Origin of the sequence: Actinotignum stranguriae (genome assembly GCF_051265215.1) — a bacterium.
In the GTDB taxonomy this organism is placed as follows: Bacteria; Actinomycetota; Actinomycetes; order Actinomycetales; family Actinomycetaceae; genus Actinotignum; species Actinotignum schaalii_C.
This window is the reverse complement of record NZ_JBOZCJ010000006.1, coordinates 79,170-97,073: the sequence shown is the minus strand read 5'-3', so window position 1 is coordinate 97,073 and position 17,904 is coordinate 79,170. Positions and strand designations below refer to the sequence as shown.

The window sequence follows — 17,904 nt, the reverse complement described above, 5'->3', positions numbered from 1 at the left end:
GGGTAGTCCTCCGCACCGGTCGGGGCGGTGGGGGTAACCTGGGTCGGCGCATCGTAGGTAGCAAGCCACTCGCGATGTATCAGCCCGCTGCGTCGTCGTAAGAATGTGTGGGTACCCTAAAACAAGGGGCATCTACTCTGCGGGTAGGTAGCGTTGCCTAGTTATTTCGCATTTGGGTGCTCGGTGCACCATACTGTGGCTATGACGTCTTACCGCCTTATTGCTTTTGACTTGGACGATACCCTGGCACCTTCCAAATCCGCGCTCCCGGAACGCATGGCGCGGGCCCTGCGGGCACTGCTCGATACGTACGACGTGTGCGTGATTTCCGGCGGCCAATTCGGACAGTTCGAAAGCCAACTCCTGGAAGGACTAGACGGCACCCCCGCAGAGCTTGCGCGTCTCCACCTCATGCCCACCTGCGGAACCCGCTACCTCGTTCACGAGGACGGAGCGTGGCGCGATGTGTACGTCCGTAACCTCACCGCGGAAGAACGTCGGGATGCCGCTCTGGCCCTGGAAGAAGAAGCACGGCGGCTCGGGCTGTGGGAAAGTAGCACCTGGGGCGAGATCCTGGAAGACCGCGGATCCCAGGTGACCTTTTCCGCGCTCGGGCAAAGCGCCCCGCTGGAAGCGAAACGCGCCTGGGATCCGAGCGGGGAAAAGAAAAACGCGCTGCGAGAAGCTGTCGCAGCGCGTCTGCCGCACCTGGAGGTGCGCTCGGGCGGTTCAACGTCCGTGGATATTACCCGCAAGGGCGTGGATAAAGCCTACGGAATTGCGGAATTATCCAAGCAAACCGGTATCCCCATCGCCCACATGCTCTTCGTGGGGGACCGCCTCGACCCCGCCGGAAACGACTACCCCGTTACCCGGCTCGGCATCGATACCCACGCGGTGCGGGACTGGACCGATACTGCCGACTTCATTGAGGAACTGGTGGGGCTGGCCTAGACCGTTGCGTGTGTGGCCTAGGCGAGCGGGCATAACGCAGTGGGCTTAGGCAACTTGGCTTAGGCAACTTGGCTTAGGCGAGGGAACTGAGCTGGGCCGGAACGAAGGAACCCCAGCCCTGCTGCCGCAGGGCCGCGCGTAATTCCTCCATGGCCGCATCCAATTCGGTGCCGGGAACATCCTTGCGTGCCGATGCGAAACTGGTGACGTTTTCCGAATCAGCCGGAATAACATGCAGGTGTGTATGAGGTACCCCGAGTCCGGCGATGACGAGCATCGCCCGCTCCACGCCGAAAGCCGCGATCTGGGCCTTGCCAATACGCTTAGCCACGATGAAGAGATGCGCGGCTGTATCGTCGTCAAGATCGGTGAAACGGTCAATTTCCGCGCGCGGAACAACTAGCACATGGCCGCGGGCGTGCGGCTCAAGAGTTGCGAAAGCAACGCAGACGTCGTCGGCCCAAACAAAACGACCCGGAATCTCGCCGGCAATAATTTTTGAAAAGACACTCATGGTGCCAGTCTAGTCACCGCTGTGGACGACCTGAGATTTGTCGGAGGAGAGAGCTACAATTGACCGAAGTCGACCGTCGAAAAGGAGTACCCTTGAGCGCTGAGGATATGACCCAGTTCCGCTACACCGCAGAACTGGCTAATGAGATCGAAGCCCACTGGCAGGAACGCTGGGAAGAGGAAGGTGCCTTCTACGCCGCGAACCCGGTTGGGGATCTCGCGGGGGATACCTCGGCGCCGAAGTTCTTCATCCAGGACATGTTCCCCTATCCGTCCGGGCGCGGCCTGCACGTGGGCCATCCGCTCGGCTATATTGCCACGGATACCGTGGCCCGCTACCACCGCATGAAGGGTGAGAACGTCCTCTACACCATGGGCTATGACGCCTTCGGACTTCCCGCCGAACAGTTCGCGGTGCAAAATGGCAAGCACCCGGCTATCACCACCGCGGAAAATATTGCCAATATGGCAGCTCAGCTGCATCGCCTCGGGCTTTCCCACGATTCACGGCGGGTTTTCTCCACCACAGATATTGATTACGTGAAGTGGACCCAATGGATTTTCACCAAGGTGTTTAATTCCTGGTTTGACCCGGATTACCCGCGCCGGGACGGGCGTGGCAACGGAGCGGCCCGGCCCATTGCGGAACTCGAAGCGAAATTCGCCAGTGGGGAAAAGGCCACGCCGGATGGTCGGCCCTGGGAGGCGCTCTCCAGGAAAGAAAAAGCGGATGCGCTCAGCGAGTACCGCCTGGTTTATATTAAGGAAGCCCCGGTTAATTGGTGTCCGGGGCTGGGAACGGTGCTTGCCAATGAGGAAGTCACCGCGGAAGGCCGGTCCGAACGCGGTAACTTCCCGGTGTTCCGGCGCAATCTTGCCCAGTGGATGATGCGGATTACCGCCTATGCGGACCGCCTGGTGAGTGACCTGGACACCATTGACTGGCCGGATAAAGTGCGGGCCATGCAGCAGAACTGGATCGGGCGCTCCCACGGCGCCACGGTTCGTTTTGAGCTTTCTGACGGCTCCGGGCGGGTCCTGGATGTTTATACCACCCGCCCCGATACTCTCTTCGGGGCCAGCTTCATGGCCGTTGCTCCCGAACATGAGGCCTTGGGCGGAAGTGAAGCGGGTACGGATACGGATGCGCAGGCACTCCGGGTTCCCGATAGCTGGCCGGAAGGCACCCGCGCAGAATGGACTGGCGGATACGCCACTCCGCGCGCAGCGGTTGCGGCCTACCGGGCGCGCGCCGCCGCGAAATCGGATATGGAACGCACCTCGGATACTCACGAAAAGACCGGCGTTTTCTCCGGGCTCTTCGGGATTAATCCGGTCAACGGCGCCAAGGTTCCGGTTTTCGTGGCGGATTATGTGCTGGTCGGTTACGGAACCGGTGCCATTATGGCGGTTCCTGCCCATGATGATCGCGACTGGGCTTTCGCGCGCGAATACAATCTGGACGTTATCCGCACCATCGGCCCGGCGGAGGATCCGTACGGCCCGGACCTGGAAGAGGGTGCCTACACCGGGGATGGCATCCTCGTTGATTCCGCCAATGAGGAAATCTCCCTCAACGGCATGACGAAATCCGAATCCATGGCCGCTATTATCGCCTGGCTGGAAGAACGCGGTGCCGGAACCGCCACCGTCACCTACCGCCTGCACGATTGGCTTTTCTCCCGCCAGCGCTACTGGGGTGAGCCCTTCCCGATTGTTTGGGATGAGGAGGGTATTGCGCACGCGCTACCCGAATCGATGCTCCCCTTGGAGCTGCCCGAAATGGAAGACTTCTCGCCGGCGTCTTACGATGCCGACGACGCAAATTCACTGCCCCAACCTCCGCTGGAACGCAACCCGGAATGGGTGAATGTGGAGCTTGACCTGGGTGATGGTCTCAAGAAGTACCGCCGCGAAACCAATACCATGCCGCAGTGGGCAGGTTCGTGCTGGTACGAATTGCGCTATGTGGATCCCACCAATTCGGATAGCTTCTGCGCCCCGGAAAACGAAGCCTACTGGATGGGCCCGCGTCCCGAGGCCGGTAACACTTCCGGAGGGGTGGATTTGTACGTGGGCGGCGTCGAACACGCGGTGCTCCACCTGCTCTACGCGCGTTTCTGGCACAAGGTCCTCTTTGACCTGGGTTATGTTTCCTCTTCGGAGCCTTTCCACAAGCTCTTCAACCAGGGCTACGTACAGGCATATGCCTATACCGATGCTCGCGGGGCCTACGTGCCGGCCGATGAGGTAGAAGAACGCGAAGAAAACGGCGAAACGGTCTTCTACTACCGGGGGGAGAAGGTCAACCGGGAATACGGGAAGATGGGCAAGTCCCTCAAGAACATCATCACACCTGATGATATGGCTGATCAGTACGGTGCGGATACGTTCCGCGTCTACGAAATGTCCATGGGTCCGCTTGATGTTTCCCGGCCCTGGGATACCCGCGCGGTGGTAGGTTCGCAGCGCTTCTTGCAGCGGCTGTGGCGCAATATCGTTGATGAGCGCACCGGCGAGGTGACGGTCAGTGACGCGGCTCCGGATACCGAAACCGCTAAGCTCCTGGCCCGCACCATCGCGGGAGTGGCTGATGATTACGATCATATGCGTATCAACACCGCGATCTCCAAGCTCATTGTTCTCAATAACCATCTCACCGGGCTGACGGCGGTACCGCGGGAAGCTGCCTGCGCTATCGTGGCCATGGTGGCACCGGTGGCCCCCCATATTGCCGAAGAACTCTGGGCACGTTTGGGTAATAGCGGCCTGGTCGCGCGCGCTGCGTTCCCGCAGGTTAGCGACGCAGCGCTGCTGGTGGATGACACCGTGACCTGCGTGGTGCAGGTGAAGGGTAAGGTCCGCGCCCGTCTGGAGGTACCCCAGGATATTTCCGATGCGGATCTGACCGCCCGGGCCCTGGCTGAAGAACGGGTGCAGGCCTTCCTGGAGGGCGAACCGCGCAAGATTATTGTGCGTGCTCCGGGACTCATCAATATCGTTCCCTAAAGCGGAACGCAGGCAAGTCTCAGGCTCTGCTGGGGTCCGAGCCTGAAATGCTCGTTCACGCCCGTGAAGTGGGCGCCAATCCAAGGGGAGGAACCCGCGGGAGTAAGGAGGAATATCGTGGCACGTATGCGAATCACAGCGCAGGACTTTGACGGTAACCCGGCGTGGCTTCTTAGCGCACCGGGCGGAGCCAGCGCCCTCGTAGCTGCACGCGGGGCCACCCTCCTCTCCTGGAGTCCCGACGGGGAGGTGTTTTCCGGATACCGTAACGGTGCCGAACTGGAGGAGGCAGATGGGGGGCGTGGGCTTATCGAAGCCCCCTGGGTGGGGCCTCTCGCCGGCGGGTGCTACACCTGGGATGGGCAGAGCTACCGCCTCGAAGCGGATACCACCGGGCGGTGCTTGCGGGTCCACAGCTGCGAATTCCGGCGGGAACGCTCCGCAGATGCGCTTATTTTGCGCGCGGAGCTTCCCGCGGTAGCGGGCTACCCGTGGCCCGTGGGAATCCAAGTGGTCTATGCGCTGGGGGATTCCAGCGCGGGAACCCATCATCTTTCCGTCAGTCTGGAAGTGACGAACCGGGGTGAGAGCTGCGCCCCGGTGGCGGTCGCGTGGAACGGCTACTTGCGTTTCCCGCAGCTCGCTTCCATTTCAAAAATGTCGACGACGGTTAGTGCGCGCACCAAGATCGCAGCCGATGCCCACGGAATCCCGGCTCCCGGCGATGCCGCGCTCACGGGGGTAAGCACCCCCGTGGAGTGGCCGGTACTCGGAGCTAGCCGTATCGACTCCACCTTCACCTCGCTGGTGCCCACCAGTGACGGAGTCGTGGCAACCGTGCTGACCGATCCAGCTCGCGAACGCGATATCATCCTCGCCCAGGAACCGAGCGAAGCACCCTATGTGCGGCTATGGACCGGGGATACTCTGGAACGCGGGGCCCGGGAAGCTCTCCTGGTTGCCCCGGCCTCTGCCTTGCCCAATGCTTTTAATCGTTCGGATCAAGTGGGGCGCGTGGCGCTAGCGCCGGGCCAGTCCCGCAGCCTCACCGTCACCATGAGCTATCCGGCTACCTCTGCTCCGTATGCCCGAAAGTAAGCGGAATCCGCGCTAGCGCCGCCGCCCGAAAATCGAATTAATAATTGAACGGCCGAGTGACCTTCCGGCACTGCGCACCACCGAATCAATTGCGGCATCGCGGCGCCGGGCCTGCCGTTGCGCCTCCTTCTCGGCATTCCGTTGGGCCTGCCGAGCCTGACGCTCCGCTTCCCGCTCCGCGGCCGCCAGTTTTTTCTCCGCCTCGCGGGCAGCTTTCTTCGCCGCGGCTTCCGCGGCCCGCCGCTGCTCTTCAGCTTCTTTAGCAGCCACCGCGGCAGCTTCTCGTTGCGCGCGCCGCGCGGCAACAGCGCGGGCAGCACCTTCGCTTGCGGTATCCCCGGCTATAGGAGCAGGCCGGGGTGTGGTGCCAAGAGCGGTGCTCAACGCGGCCGGTCCGGCTGGGCCCATGATAGAGCGCGGCGCCCAGAGCCGGGTAGGGGCCACGGCCGTAGGGGCGCCGTCGTCGCCCAAACCTGTAACCACAGCCTCGCCGGTGCCGAGCGCGGGTAGCACGGCCGCTATATCGAGGGGTGAGAAGGGGAAGGTTTTTGCTGTTTCCTTGAGAATCTTCACGTCCTTGGGCGTGTGGGCGCGCAGCGCGTGGTGAATGCGGGTGCCCAGCTGCGCGAGCACCGATTCGGGAATATCCTGCGGCGTTTGAGTCACGAAGAAAACGCCTACACCTTTCGAGCGGATGAGGCGCACCACGCGGGTAACCTCGTCCACGAAATTCCGGGAAGCGCCCGAGAACAGCAGATGCGCTTCGTCGAAGAAGAACACCAGGCGGGGCAGGGGAGTATCGCCCACTTCGGGAAGATCGGAAAAGAGCCGACTGAGTATCCACATGGTGAAAGTGGAGAAAAGTTCGGGCATATCGCGCACGTCGGGAAGTTCGAGGGCGGAGATAACACCGCGTTCGCCTTCGTGGGCGATGAGCTCGCTGGGGCTAAAGGACGGGCGCTGGAAGAACATGTCTCCGCCCTGCGCAGCCAGGGCTGATACCTCGCGCAGAATCACCCCGGCGGTGGCGGTCGATACCCCGCCAATACCGGATAGCTCCGCCTTCCCCGCCGTGGTCAAATAATGAAGTACCTCGCGCAGATCCTCCAGGGTGTACAAGTGCAGATTCTCTTTTTCCGCCCACGCGAAAACCAAGGCCAGCGCCGATTCCTGGGTGTCATTTAGTTTCAGGGCCCGGGCTAAGAGCAAAGCACCGAAATCTTCCACCGTGGAACGTAGCGGCACCCCGGTTGATTCGGTGAGGGAATACAGGTGGAGCGGGAACGAGGCACCGGACCAATCCTGCCCTAAAGCTCGGGTGCGGGCCGTGAGCTTATCGGAAGCCACGCCCGCTTCGCACAGGCCCGACAGATCTCCTTTAATATCGGTGAGGAAAACGGCCACTCCGGCCGCGCTCAGCTGTTCGGCCAGCAGCTGGAGAGTACGAGTTTTCCCGGTTCCGGTTGCTCCGCACACCAGGCCGTGCCGGTTGAAACTAGCGAAGGGCAGCCGCACCAGAACATCGGGGCGCGGATTCCCAGCCGGGTCCAGGTAGGCGCCCAGGGTGAGAGCCGGGCCCGATATCTGGTAGCTGCGGGCAACCTCGCTCGCGTAATCCTCACCGGTGCTTTCTGGCGATTGTTCCGGCGACGCCGCCGCCGGCTGCGCCGGTGAGCGCTTCTCTGCCGCGGTGGCGGTGGTTATGGTGTCCGCGCCGTCCGCGCCTTCCGCTCCTGCCGTGGCATCGGCGGCGGTGGCTACTGCCGGGGAGGCTGCGGCGGCAAGTGCGGCATCGAGGCGGGCCTGGGCGAGTTCGGCTTCGGCGCGGGCAGCTTTGGCAGCGGCTTCGGCCGCTTGGGCACGCAGGCGAGCAATATCGGCGTCGTTCATACCAATATTGTAGAGCGGGCAATGGCCGTGGCTATCCACAGCTCGGCAAACGTTAGCGTTATCCCCAGGCCAGTGGGGCTGCCAACGCTGGGTGTGCCTCGGTGTGCATGATAGCCCCATGAATGCTTCTCTGCCTCGCCCTGCCCCGCGCCTGAGTCTGCCCTTTAACGATCCTCTCAACGAAACCCGCGGGGATCCGGGTGCGGGTGCGCCGCCCGGCCAGAGCCCGGTACGGGATTTCGCCACGCTGGCCCTCGGTGCGGGCACCGGCGAGGATATCGCCGTGCTCACCACACCCGCGCAATCATCGCGGTGGCGGTGGTCACCCCGCGCGTTGGGCGCCTTTGCTATAGCTTTGCTGGGCGGGCTGCTCATTCTCGGGCTGCTGGTATGGCTCGGGCGCGGTGGTGGTCCCGTTTCCGCCAACCCCGCAGCGGTGCCACCGGGAAGCAGTGTGGCCAGTTCGGGTTCCAACACGGAAAATCCGGCTGTGGTATCTACCGATCCGCAGGCTTCGCCGGGCCCTTCGCACGGCCGGGTAATGGGTAGCACACCTGGGCCGGCTGGCCCTACCGCGGGAGAATCCGCTCCCGCAACCATCGTTGCCTATATTTCTGGTGAAGTGGCCACTCCGGGAGTGTATAGCGCTCCCGGTGGGGCACGTGTCAATGACCTCGTGGAATTAGCCGGTGGGCTCACCCCGAATGCGGATGGCGCCGCGATCAATCTTGCCGAACCGGTAGCGGATGGCTCCCATATTCATATTCCCGCTCCCGGTGAAGCACCGCGAGCACGCATCGGCTCTGGAGCTAGCACAAGCCCGGGTGGGAGCGGTGGTAGCGCAGGTGGGAATAGCGGTGGGGCGGGCGGCGGCGCGGCCGGTGGGGATAAAGCATCTGGGAAAGCCGGCTCGGGTGCCCTGATCAACCTTAATACCGCCTCAGCCAGCGACTTGGAGAGCCTCCCCGGGGTTGGCCCGGCTACCGCTCGGGATATCCTCACCTGGAGGGAAAACAACGGCCCCTTTACCGCTCCGGAAGATCTTCTTGAGGTCCCCGGTATTGGACCAGCTAAATTTAATAAGCTTTCCGCGCTGGTGACAGTATGATCCGCAAGCTCGATGTCCCGCGCAGTCGCAGTGCCAGGGGCAAGCGCAGCGATCTGTGCAAGCCTAGGGTGTTCGGCGATCCCCGCACTCGCAGAAGCCAGCGAAGTTCGCATTGCGCGCATGCGGGCCACGGTCAGGATATGCGCCTCCTTCCATCAGCCGCCGCGGCCCTGGGCGGGGCGTGGGCGGCGCTGAGCGGGTATGCGCACTTCGGATTCCTCGGTGCTGCCCTGTGCATCGTGGCAGCTTGGGCAGTAACCGGGTATGCCCGGGCGCATCCCGGCCGGCGCGGGAAAGCAAGCGGGGTGGTTTTGAGTATCCTCGCGGTGGCGTGCACGCTGGGTGCTACCAGTATCGCCGGGCTGCTCGCCCTCTCTGCCGCGCATATCCCGGCAGTCAGGGGAAGCGTGGAACTGGATGCCTATGTCATGACCCGCCCGGAACCCTCCACTATGCCGTGGGGAGAAGAAAAATGCACGGCGCTGCTGCGCCCCGCAAAGATCACCACCGCTGGCCCGAACGGGGTGCAGCTTGCCAGCGGCCCCCGCGCGCGAATCCGAGCGGAAGTTCCCTGCACAGCCCTGGCGGGTCAGCGCGTGTTTGGGCAGGGCCGACTCACCCCCGCGCACGGGCGGCGGGAAAGTGCCCGCTGGTCCGGGCCTGCCCTCCAAACACGCGGGAGTGGCGCGCTGAGCGCCGGCATCGTTCACCGCATCGATACCGCGCTTGCCACGCTGCTCTCCACCCGCCCTGAGCACGCCCGCGGCCTTATCCCCGGGGTCGCCCTCGGAGACGATAGCCGGGTATCCCCGGAACTGGAAGAAGCCATGCGCACAACGGCCCTTACCCATCTCATTGCGGTCTCCGGGGCTCATGTATCCCTTGTTCTCGGCATCATTATTATGGCGGTGGGCCGGGCCCGGCCCCTGCGTACCGCGTTAGCGGGAGTGGTGGGTTTAGGTGGACTGGTTATTCTGGTGGGACCCGCGCCCTCGGTTATCCGGGCGGCACTCATGGGCCTGGTGGTTCTCGCAGCAGTGGGAATGAACCGCCGAAGCCAAGCTATCAATGCCCTGAGCTGCGCGAGCATCACCGCTGCCCTCATTGATCCGTGGCTCGCAACCGGCTACGGTTTCCTGCTCTCCGCCAGTGCCACCCTCGGAATTATCTGCGGAGGATACCCGCTTACGGAACACCTCAGCAGGTTCTTCCCGGCCGCACTCGCCCGGGTCGTTGCCATTCCGCTGGTGGCCCAAATCTCCTGCCTACCCGTACTGCTCCTCTTCACCGAAGCTGGGTCGCTGTGGGCGGTTCCGGCTAATGCGCTTGTGGCACCCGTCGTCGCACCCCTCACTATTTTCGGACTTGTCGGGGCGCTCACCGCACCGCTGTTCCCGGTGCTCGCCGGCCTCGCCATCTCCTTTGCGCAACTGGCCACGTGGTGGATTGACCACGTAGCCCGCGCCCTTGCCTCCCTACCGGGATCGGGAATTCCCCTTGTCCTTGCCGGAATCGGTCATATATGTGCGGTCTTGGTGCTCCTGGTGATACCCCGCCTGAGCGCAATCCTGATTCTGGTGGCCGCCCTCGTGGCCCTCGGGCTATCACGAGGGCCGGGCGCTACCGTGATTCCCTCCAACTGGACGGCGGTGCAATGCGATGTGGGCCAGGGATCAGCTTTCCTCTACCGGGTGCGCGGATACACGATAATGATTGATGTTGGACCTCGCACTCCCGCCGCTGCTCGCTGCCTAAGCGATGCTCAGGTGAGTCATCTTGATCTCCTCATCCTCTCCCATTTTCACTCCGATCACGTGGAAGGGTTACGCGACGTTCTCAGCACCGCAACAATCAGCGCGGTATGGATATCTCCAAATTCCGCCCCGAAGCCCCAGTCCCGCACCGCACTCGACTTACTCGATTCCCATTCCATTCCGGTGAACGTGGTAGCCGCAGGAACAACCTTGCGGGTAGATGATGTTCCCATCGCCCGGATTCTTAGCCCGCATCCGGGTGCGCGTAGCATTCCCGAGGAAGCCAACGCGGATTCCCTCGTGATCCTCCTCGACGCTGATGGTGTGGACAGCCCGGGCCGGGCAGCTAACGCCGGCGCGAGCGGTGGCACTAGCCAGGCTGCTCAACGCATCGTGGTTCTCGGAGATGCGACTGCCCCGGCCCAAGAACGCCTCGTGGGGGCGGTCGGGCCGGTTGATATCGCCGTCGTCGCCCATCACGGAAGCGCGGACCAATCCGCACGCCTCGCCCGTGAACTTGACCCCGCAATTGCCCTGATATCCGTGGGGGAGAATAGTTACGGGCATCCCTCCGCACGCGTCTATGAGCTTTATTCCGGTGCCCAGATTTATCCCACCCTCGCGTGCGGGGCAATCGCATGGGCGGAAGGGGACCTCGTTTCCGAATGCGAGGAGCCACCCACGCAGCCCACGCCACCCAAGCCACCCGCCGTGCAGCAGGTGGGTTATGACATGAGAGAATGGAGCTATGGCAGCCAAAGAACGCGCGGTCGGGTACGACGCTCTCCGCTTAGAACCGGTGATCCTCATCGTTGGCGCGGAACCGGTCCTTGCCGAGCGCGCCTGGGCCCGCCTCATCAGCCTTGCCCGCCAGGCGCACCCTGAGGTGCAGGTCGTGCGCGTGGACGCGGCAACCTATGAACGCGGGGCCCTCGCCCTGCACACCTCACCTTCACTTTTTGGTGACCATTGCATCGTCATCGTCACCGGCGCCGAACATATGAATGACGCGTTCCTCACGGAGATGCTCGCCTACCTACCGCAGCCCAATGCGGATATTCCCGTGATCATCCAGCACGGGGGAGGTACCCGCGGTAAAAAACTCCTTGACGCTATCGCGGCGGGTGGTTGGCAAGTAGCCCGGATCGAAAAAATCAAACGCGATGACGATAAGGCGCGCTTGGTGACAGCGGATGTGCGGGCCGCCGGGCGCAAAATCACGGACGGGGCGGTGCGGGCGCTCGTTGATGCACTCGGCCAGGACCTGCGCGAATTACTCAGTGCCACCTCCCAACTCCTCGCGGATGTGGAGGGGATGATCACCGAGGACCATATTCGGGATTTCTATGCCGGGCGCAATGAAGCAACACCCTTTGAGATCGCGGATGCTGCCTTGGCCGGGCGTACCGGCCAAGCTTTGGCACTGGCCCGCCACGCTTTCGCCACCCGGGTCAACCCGGTTCCCATCGTGGCGGCGCTCGCGGCGAAACTGCGCCAGCTCGCTATTGTCCAGGCGCCTGGCATCACCCAGCGAGAATTGAAAATGGCGCCCTGGCAGGCCCAACGGGCCCGCCGGGAAGCACGCGGGTGGAGCGATGCCGGACTCGGGCAAGCCATTCGAGCGGTGGCGCTCGCCGATGAACAGGTCAAGGGTGCCTCCCGCGACCCGCAGTTCGCTGTTGAACACGCGATTATCACCATCGGGCGCGCCCGGCGCACGCGGTAGCGACTAACCCGCACAGTCTCACGCTTGCCGGGGTGCTCAGGCCCCTTCGGGAAACGTGGAATAATAAGGAATGTCCCGCGGCGGCGCGACAATGGCGTATCTGGAGCGCCGCCCACGCAGACCGCAGCACGGTAGTGCTGTACTGAGGAGCACTTTATGCTTGTTGGAATACCACAAAGTACCCGCCCGGGTGACCCCCTGGTGGCGGGCACCCCCGATACCGTCGCCAAGCTCATCGCTTTGGGCTACGAGGTCGTGGTGGAAACGGGGGCGGGGGAGGCCTCGTCCTACCCCGATAGCCAATACGAAAGCGCGGGCGCACGCCTCGTTTCCGCGCAAGAAGCCTGGGCTGCGGATATTGTTTTAGCCACCGACGCCCCGGATGTGAGCTACCTTGACCGCATGAGCCGCGGCGCCACCCTCATTGCGCGTATGAACCCGGCCGGCTCGCCCGAGCTTATCGAGGAACTTTCGCGCCGTGAACTCACGGCCCTGGCGCTTGACGCAATTCCGCGTATTTCGCGCGCTCAGTCCATGGATGTACGTTCCTCGATGGCCAATATTTCCGGCTACCGTGCCGTTATCGAAGCAGCCTCCCACTTCGGGCGGCTTTTCACCGGGCAGGTTACCGCCGCCGGTAAGGTTCCCCCGGCCACCGTCTACGTTATTGGAGCGGGAGTTGCTGGGCTTGCGGCGGTTGGCACCGCCAATTCCATGGGTGCGATCGTCAAGGCAACGGACGTGCGTGCCGATGTTGCCGAACAGGTTCAGTCCATGGGTGCCGAATTCGTGGAGATCCCGGTACGCCAGGAATCCGCGGACGGTTACGCCCGTGAAATGACCGCGGATCAGGCCAACGCAGCCGGGGTGGTCTACGCCCGGGAAGCAGCCGCGGCGGATATTGTTATTACGACGGCGCTCATCCCCGGCAAGCCGGCCCCGCAACTATTGGACTCTGCGGCGGTAGCCGCCATGAAACCCGGCAGCGTCATCGTTGATTTGGCGGCGGCTAACGGCGGAAACGTGGCCGGTACTCGCCCGGGAGAAGTTGTCCACACCGAGAACGGCGTCACGATTATTGGCTACGAAGATCTTGCCCTACGCCTGCCCGGCCAAGCCTCGCAGCTTTTCGGGCAGAACCTCGTCAATTTCCTCAAACTCACCACCCCGGGTAAGGACGGCCAGCTGGTGCTGGATACCGAGGATGATATTGTGCGCGGTATTCTGGTCACCCTCGGGGGAGCGGTGGCCTGGCCGCCCCCGCCCATCAAGGTCTCGGCCGCGCCGGCTGCGCCTCCAGCGCCTCCCGCACCGCCGGCCGCCCCTGAACCGTCCCGCCCTAGCCCGTTGCGCTACCTGTGGGCCGGGCTGGCAGCGGCGGTAGCCCTGTGGATTCTCTTCACGGCCCCGCCGAGCATGACTTCGCATTTCATCGTCTTCATGCTGGCCTGCGTGGTGGGCTTCTACGTCATCACCTCGGTGACGCACGCGCTGCATACACCGCTCATGTCCGTAACGAACGCGATTTCCGGAATCATCGTGGTGGGGGCAATCCTCCAGCTCAGTTCGGGACATCTAGCCGTGACCATCCTTGCCGCTATTGCACTCACCCTCGCTTCCATCAATATTTTCGGTGGATTCTTGGTGACTGCGCGCATGCTGTCTATGTTTAAGAGGAGCTAAGCCGTGCTCACTACTATTAACGACGTCCTTGCCCTTGCCACCCCGAACTTGGGTGGTCTCAAGGTTGCTTTCAGCGTGCAAACTGTCGCCTACCTGGTGGCGGCCCTGCTCTTCATTCTCGCTCTGGCCGGGCTTTCCAAACAGGAAACCGCCGCGAAAGGTAATATTCTGGGCGCCATTGGAATGGTGTTGGCCCTGGTCGCCACCATTATCGTGGTTCTCGCTTTCCCCACGGAGGCTTCTTCCACTGTTGTTGTGCTGGTGCTCGTGCTCGCCCTCGTGGTGGGCGGCGGCATCGGGATTTGGAGGGCCCGCACCGTGGAAATGACGGGCATGCCCGAACTCATCGCTCTGCTTCATTCTTTCGTGGGCGCGGCAGCGGTGCTGGTGGGCTACAACTCTTTCCTCCAGCAACCCGGGGAAGATTTCTCCCCCACAAATGCCTTCCATATGGGCGAAGTGGGCTTGGCTGTGTTCATCGGCGCGATCACCTTCACCGGATCGGTATGCGCCTACCTGAAACTCGCGGGGAAGATTCCCGGCAAGCCGCTGGTGCTCCCGGCCCGTAATCTTCTCAATTTGCTGGCGATCCTGGCGTGCCTGGGGCTTATTATCTGGTTCGCCTGGACCCGCGGGGTAGGGGCCGGCCTCATTCCCCTCATCCTCATCACGATTATTGCGCTGCTGCTCGGGGCACATATGGTGCTCGCGATCGGCGGTGGTGATATGCCCGTCGTCGTATCAATGCTCAATTCCTACTCGGGCTGGGCGGCAGCGATGGCTGGCTTCACCCTCGGCAATGACCTCCTCATCATCACCGGAGCGCTGGTGGGGTCCTCGGGCGCGTATCTCTCCTACATCATGTGCAAGGCCATGAACCGTTCTTTCATTTCGGTGATCCTGGGCGGTTTTGGGTCCGACGGCGCAGTTACCGGAGAGGCGCGTGACTATGGCAGCCACACGGAAACCACCGCGGCGGAGGTGGCCCAAGAGCTCGCGGACGCCAGCTCGGTGATTATTGCTCCCGGTTACGGTATGGCCGTGGCCCAAGCCCAATATCCGGTGGCGGAGCTGACGAAGAAGCTGCGCGAGAACGGAACCGAGGTACGTTTCGCTATCCATCCGGTAGCAGGGCGCCTGCCCGGGCATATGAACGTGCTGCTGGCCGAAGCGAAAGTCCCCTATGACATCGTGGAGGAAATGGACGATATCAACGATTCCTTCGCGGATACCGATGTCGTGCTGGTTATCGGGGCGAATGACACGGTCAATCCTTCGGCTTCCGAGCCCGGTTCGCCTATCGCGGGTATGCCGGTGCTGCATGTCTGGGATGCCAAGAAGGTGATCGTATTCAAGCGGTCCATGGGCAATGCCGGCTATGCCGGGGTGCAAAACCCGCTGTTCTTTAATGAGAATACCGATATGCTGCTCGGCGATGCCAAGGCATCCGTGGATGCCATCAATGCGGCTTTCCCCGGTTAAGGTAGCCTCGCTCCCGCGCCCTAGCCCGGGCGTGGCCGGGGCAAGCTGAGCAACTATAACCGCTTAGGGAATCCCTCAGTTAGCGCAGGTGGCCGGAACACCTTTCAGGTTCCGGCCACCTGCGCTACGTGTATATCTAGCGACTCTTATAGATAAGTTTCTTTCAGGATTCTGACTTCAATTCGATTGTTGGATAGAAATATAACAAACCGTGATATGCGCTAAATGAAGTGTTGCAAAAGTGTAATAGGAAATTGATTTACGGTGAGTGTGACTCGTGTTACGGTGAAATCGTACCTGTAATAAGCGTCACAGGTATTCACATCTATGAAGGAATTGCTATGTCTATCAAAAGTTTCGCCGTACTTCCTGTTACTCTCGCTTTTGCCTGCGGCGGGTCTCTCCCGGCAGTTGTTGCTGGTGACGAGGTGCCGCAAGGGTCTCATGTTAATATGTCGATACCTACCAGTGAGGATGACGCTCTCGCGCAAGACTTGGCAAAGGTGCTTATTGAAGCGGAAAGCGTGCCACCAGATGGTCAGCTTCGAACAACGGGATCTTTGCGGTGGAAGGTGACGAAAGAGTCGTCGCAAGAACTCTCCCTCATGGGTAGGGAGCAGGGCTACGCTCCTCAGTTCCGAGTGACCGCAGGTTGGTATCTATACCTTTATCTCAACACGGACGAACATAAGCGGATTGGAATGGCTGTCGGTGGAGTGCTTGGAAATGCCATATGCGGTTCGTTGGGAGTTACGGGGGTTGGTGGCCTTGCCTGTGTAACCGTCTTGGCAACGTTTTCACGTTACCTTATGGAAAAAGGCGCACCTGGGCCGAATCAATGTGGAGAGCTTAGGTTGTTGTGGGGAGCGTTCACCCCGGTAGGTTATAAAATAATCAATCGTCCGTGCAATGAGATTTAAGGAGGGGGTATGCGTTCGAAGAGGTACTTCTATTTCTCGCAACTGGCACTTGGTGTCGTGTTGAGCTGCTTTGTACTGAATGTACTGAAGAGGCGTTCTTGGTATGACTACGCTCTTATCCCCGGCCTTGTCACTCTTGCGTTATTCGGCCTTGCTCTGTGGCACCGGCATCGTGAAAACGAAGTACGCGCTACACTGCGCCGTTTGGAAGCGGAACGCAAGCACGAGGAAGAAGAATGAGGGGAACTCGGGTTGCTGGGTGAGTGTCCATCTCGGTAGTTTATAAAAACATCAATCGTCCGTGCAATGAGATTTAAGGAGGAGGTATGCGCTCGAAGAGATATTTCATATGGGCAAGTTCGTGGCTCGGTGCAACGTTGGGTATCGTGATAATGGCTCTAGTGAGGGATAACCCGTGGTACGACTACGCTCTTATCCCCGGCCTTGTCACTCTTGCGTTATTCGGCCTTGCGCTGTGGCACCGGCATCGTGAAAACGAAGTACGCGCTACACTGCGCCGTTTGGAAGCGGAACGCCGCAGTTTGGAAGCGGACCGCGAGGGCGAGCACGAAGGAGAAGAATGAGAAAATTCGTGAGCGATATGAAAAGCGGCTGGAACGCCTAGGTTCCAGCCGCTTTTTCTAATTTCCTCTAAGTATCAGCGCGGTAGATATAAGAGATACAACCGCGCCGGAGGTCCGGCCTGCATGGCCGGGGCACAGCCTACTTGGCCAGTGCGTTCACGCGCTTAGCAAGCTTCGACTTGCGGTTCGCCGCTTGGTTGCGGTGAATAACACCCTTGGACACAGCCTTGTCCAGCTTGCGGGAGGCCGCGGCCAGGAGGGTTTCCGCTTCTTCGGCATTGCCGGCTTCCACGGCAAGGCGAGTCTTACGGATGTAGGTCTTCAGTTCCGACTTAACGGCCTGGTTGCGAAGGCGACGCTTCTCGTTCGTCAGAACGCGCTTCTTCTGCTGCTTGATATTAGCCAATGAAATATCTCTTTCGGTCAATCGCTAGGCGATAGATGAATATGGTCGGAGAGGGAAGCGTTCCTCGTAGGACTGCGGGCGTGGGGCACCCGTGGTTGTTACGAAAGAACAAGGACTTGCCACCCGACCGGTGAAAGTCCATCTCCAAACACTACCAGAATCAGGCGGTTTCGCGCGAGGTCCCGGTGTGAAACCCCTCTCCCGCGCGCTTGTCCAGTAGCGTGTTCAGGAACGTGGTGACAGCGGGAAGATTCGCGATGCGGCGCAGAATGACCGTGGCACCTGACGTCGTCGTCACAAGAAGGGAACCGGAGGTGCCGGTACCCGTAGGTTGCGCCTCCACCCGTGCCACCGCGGCGAGCGGAAGATCGTGCCCGAGCTTCGTGAATACCCCGCGCCGAGTGATAATCCGGCGGTTGGTAATACTCACGGTGCTCATATACCACTGCAGCCACGGCCACCCGGCTATCGCAATAAGCGTGAGAACCCCGGCCGCCACCACCAGCCACCCGGCCAGCGGCTGCCAACTACCTGGCAGCGCGACCACCCCGAGCACCGCGAGGAACACCACCGCCGCGGCACCGAGCGCCCGCGGCAACAAATGCCGGGCATCGGGGTGCATATGGACAAGGAGTTCTTCGCCGGTTCCGAGTAGTTTTTGCGACAGAGGCATACTGACCATCGTGCCACAAAGAAAACGCGGGCGTGCGAGGCGGCCGATAGCGCGTGGGGGATGCGACGCTGCGCGATACGGTACGACGCCGCGCCTAGCTGCCC

General features: G+C 61.6%; 15 protein-coding genes. 11 read left to right on the top strand and 4 right to left on the bottom strand.

All coding sequences use genetic code 11. The annotated features are described in order from the left end of the window. Positions 1–201: 201 nt before the first annotated feature. On the top strand, positions 202–954 hold the full coding sequence (locus ACRQEG_RS03825) for an HAD-IIB family hydrolase (RefSeq protein ID WP_016442885.1): 753 nt from the start codon (positions 202–204) through the stop codon (positions 952–954). A gap of 73 nt (positions 955–1,027) precedes the next feature. On the opposite strand, the gene ACRQEG_RS03820 is transcribed toward ACRQEG_RS03825, so the two are convergent. Further along, the gene (locus ACRQEG_RS03820) at positions 1,028–1,468 is read right to left on the bottom strand and encodes an HIT family protein (RefSeq protein ID WP_016442884.1); all 441 of its coding nucleotides are present in this window, start codon (positions 1,466–1,468) and stop codon (positions 1,028–1,030) included. Positions 1,469–1,575: 107 nt separating this feature from the next. Between ACRQEG_RS03820 and ACRQEG_RS03815 the strand changes: the two genes are divergently transcribed. Continuing rightward, entirely contained in the window at positions 1,576–4,476 is a 2,901-nt protein-coding gene (locus ACRQEG_RS03815; RefSeq protein WP_274733123.1) for a leucine--tRNA ligase, read from the top strand. Between the two features lie 126 nt (positions 4,477–4,602). After that, positions 4,603–5,574 carry an aldose 1-epimerase gene (locus tag ACRQEG_RS03810; protein WP_039899034.1) on the top strand — a complete coding sequence of 324 codons (972 nt, stop codon included), beginning with the start codon at positions 4,603–4,605 and terminating at the stop codon, positions 5,572–5,574. A 12-nt stretch (positions 5,575–5,586) separates the two neighbouring features. Here ACRQEG_RS03810 and ACRQEG_RS03805 read toward each other — a convergent pair whose 3' ends face one another. Further along, positions 5,587–7,464 (bottom strand): helicase HerA-like domain-containing protein, encoded by a 1,878-nt coding sequence (locus ACRQEG_RS03805; protein WP_039899032.1) that lies wholly within the window; start codon positions 7,462–7,464, stop codon positions 5,587–5,589. 118 nt (positions 7,465–7,582) lie between these two features. Here ACRQEG_RS03805 and ACRQEG_RS03800 point away from each other — a divergent pair, with 118 nt between their 5' ends. From ACRQEG_RS03800 to ACRQEG_RS03765, 8 genes are all read left to right on the top strand, one after another. Further along, complete coding sequence (locus tag ACRQEG_RS03800; protein WP_016442880.1) at positions 7,583–8,572, top strand: ComEA family DNA-binding protein; 990 nt, start codon at positions 7,583–7,585, stop codon at positions 8,570–8,572. A 140-nt stretch (positions 8,573–8,712) separates the two neighbouring features. Continuing rightward, on the top strand, positions 8,713–11,211 hold the full coding sequence (locus ACRQEG_RS03795) for a ComEC/Rec2 family competence protein (protein ID WP_196800260.1): 2,499 nt from the start codon (positions 8,713–8,715) through the stop codon (positions 11,209–11,211). Further along, complete coding sequence (gene holA / locus ACRQEG_RS03790) at positions 11,126–12,052, top strand: DNA polymerase III subunit delta (protein ID WP_231366734.1); 927 nt, start codon at positions 11,126–11,128, stop codon at positions 12,050–12,052. Before ACRQEG_RS03795 ends, holA begins: the two co-directional genes overlap by 86 nt. Positions 12,053–12,208: 156 nt before the next feature. Further along, positions 12,209–13,735, top strand: a complete 1,527-nt coding sequence (locus tag ACRQEG_RS03785) for a Re/Si-specific NAD(P)(+) transhydrogenase subunit alpha (RefSeq protein WP_016442877.1) — start codon at positions 12,209–12,211, stop codon at positions 13,733–13,735. 3 nt (positions 13,736–13,738) lie between these two features. After that, positions 13,739–15,217 (top strand): Re/Si-specific NAD(P)(+) transhydrogenase subunit beta, encoded by a 1,479-nt coding sequence (gene pntB, locus ACRQEG_RS03780; RefSeq protein ID WP_375712888.1) that lies wholly within the window; start codon positions 13,739–13,741, stop codon positions 15,215–15,217. A gap of 341 nt (positions 15,218–15,558) precedes the next feature. After that, entirely contained in the window at positions 15,559–16,137 is a 579-nt protein-coding gene (locus ACRQEG_RS03775) for a hypothetical protein (protein ID WP_274733019.1), read from the top strand. 9 nt (positions 16,138–16,146) lie between these two features. Further along, positions 16,147–16,377, top strand: coding sequence for a hypothetical protein (locus ACRQEG_RS03770; protein ID WP_274733021.1), 231 nt, complete (start codon positions 16,147–16,149; stop codon positions 16,375–16,377). Positions 16,378–16,529: 152 nt separating this feature from the next. Further along, on the top strand, positions 16,530–16,721 hold the full coding sequence (locus ACRQEG_RS03765) for a hypothetical protein (RefSeq protein WP_274733023.1): 192 nt from the start codon (positions 16,530–16,532) through the stop codon (positions 16,719–16,721). A gap of 139 nt (positions 16,722–16,860) precedes the next feature. On the opposite strand, the gene rpsT is transcribed toward ACRQEG_RS03765, so the two are convergent. Then, a complete protein-coding gene (gene rpsT, locus ACRQEG_RS03760; RefSeq protein WP_016442875.1) occupies positions 16,861–17,127 on the bottom strand; it encodes a 30S ribosomal protein S20 in 267 nt (88 codons plus the stop codon). Between the two features lie 160 nt (positions 17,128–17,287). Then, entirely contained in the window at positions 17,288–17,800 is a 513-nt protein-coding gene (locus ACRQEG_RS03755) for a PH domain-containing protein (RefSeq protein ID WP_274733025.1), read from the bottom strand. Between the last annotated feature and the right edge of the window lie 104 nt (positions 17,801–17,904).

Excerpts from the sequence above, each read along its gene's own strand:
- ACRQEG_RS03770 (WP_274733021.1), top strand. The coding sequence starts at position 16,147 with ATGCGTTCGAAGAGGTACTTCTATTTCTCGCAACTGGCACTTGGTGTC.
- ACRQEG_RS03785 (WP_016442877.1), top strand. The coding sequence starts at position 12,209 with ATGCTTGTTGGAATACCACAAAGTACCCGCCCGGGTGACCCCCTGGTG.
- ACRQEG_RS03795 (WP_196800260.1), top strand. The coding sequence starts at position 8,713 with ATGCGCCTCCTTCCATCAGCCGCCGCGGCCCTGGGCGGGGCGTGGGCG.
- ACRQEG_RS03820 (WP_016442884.1), bottom strand. The coding sequence starts at position 1,468 with ATGAGTGTCTTTTCAAAAATTATTGCCGGCGAGATTCCGGGTCGTTTT.
- ACRQEG_RS03765 (WP_274733023.1), top strand. The coding sequence starts at position 16,530 with ATGGCTCTAGTGAGGGATAACCCGTGGTACGACTACGCTCTTATCCCC.
- ACRQEG_RS03800 (WP_016442880.1), top strand. The coding sequence starts at position 7,583 with ATGAATGCTTCTCTGCCTCGCCCTGCCCCGCGCCTGAGTCTGCCCTTT.
- ACRQEG_RS03755 (WP_274733025.1), bottom strand. The coding sequence starts at position 17,800 with ATGCCTCTGTCGCAAAAACTACTCGGAACCGGCGAAGAACTCCTTGTC.
- ACRQEG_RS03775 (WP_274733019.1), top strand. The coding sequence starts at position 15,559 with ATGTCTATCAAAAGTTTCGCCGTACTTCCTGTTACTCTCGCTTTTGCC.
- ACRQEG_RS03805 (WP_039899032.1), bottom strand. The coding sequence starts at position 7,464 with ATGAACGACGCCGATATTGCTCGCCTGCGTGCCCAAGCGGCCGAAGCC.
- ACRQEG_RS03815 (WP_274733123.1), top strand. The coding sequence starts at position 1,576 with ATGACCCAGTTCCGCTACACCGCAGAACTGGCTAATGAGATCGAAGCC.
- ACRQEG_RS03825 (WP_016442885.1), top strand. The coding sequence starts at position 202 with ATGACGTCTTACCGCCTTATTGCTTTTGACTTGGACGATACCCTGGCA.
- ACRQEG_RS03810 (WP_039899034.1), top strand. The coding sequence starts at position 4,603 with ATGCGAATCACAGCGCAGGACTTTGACGGTAACCCGGCGTGGCTTCTT.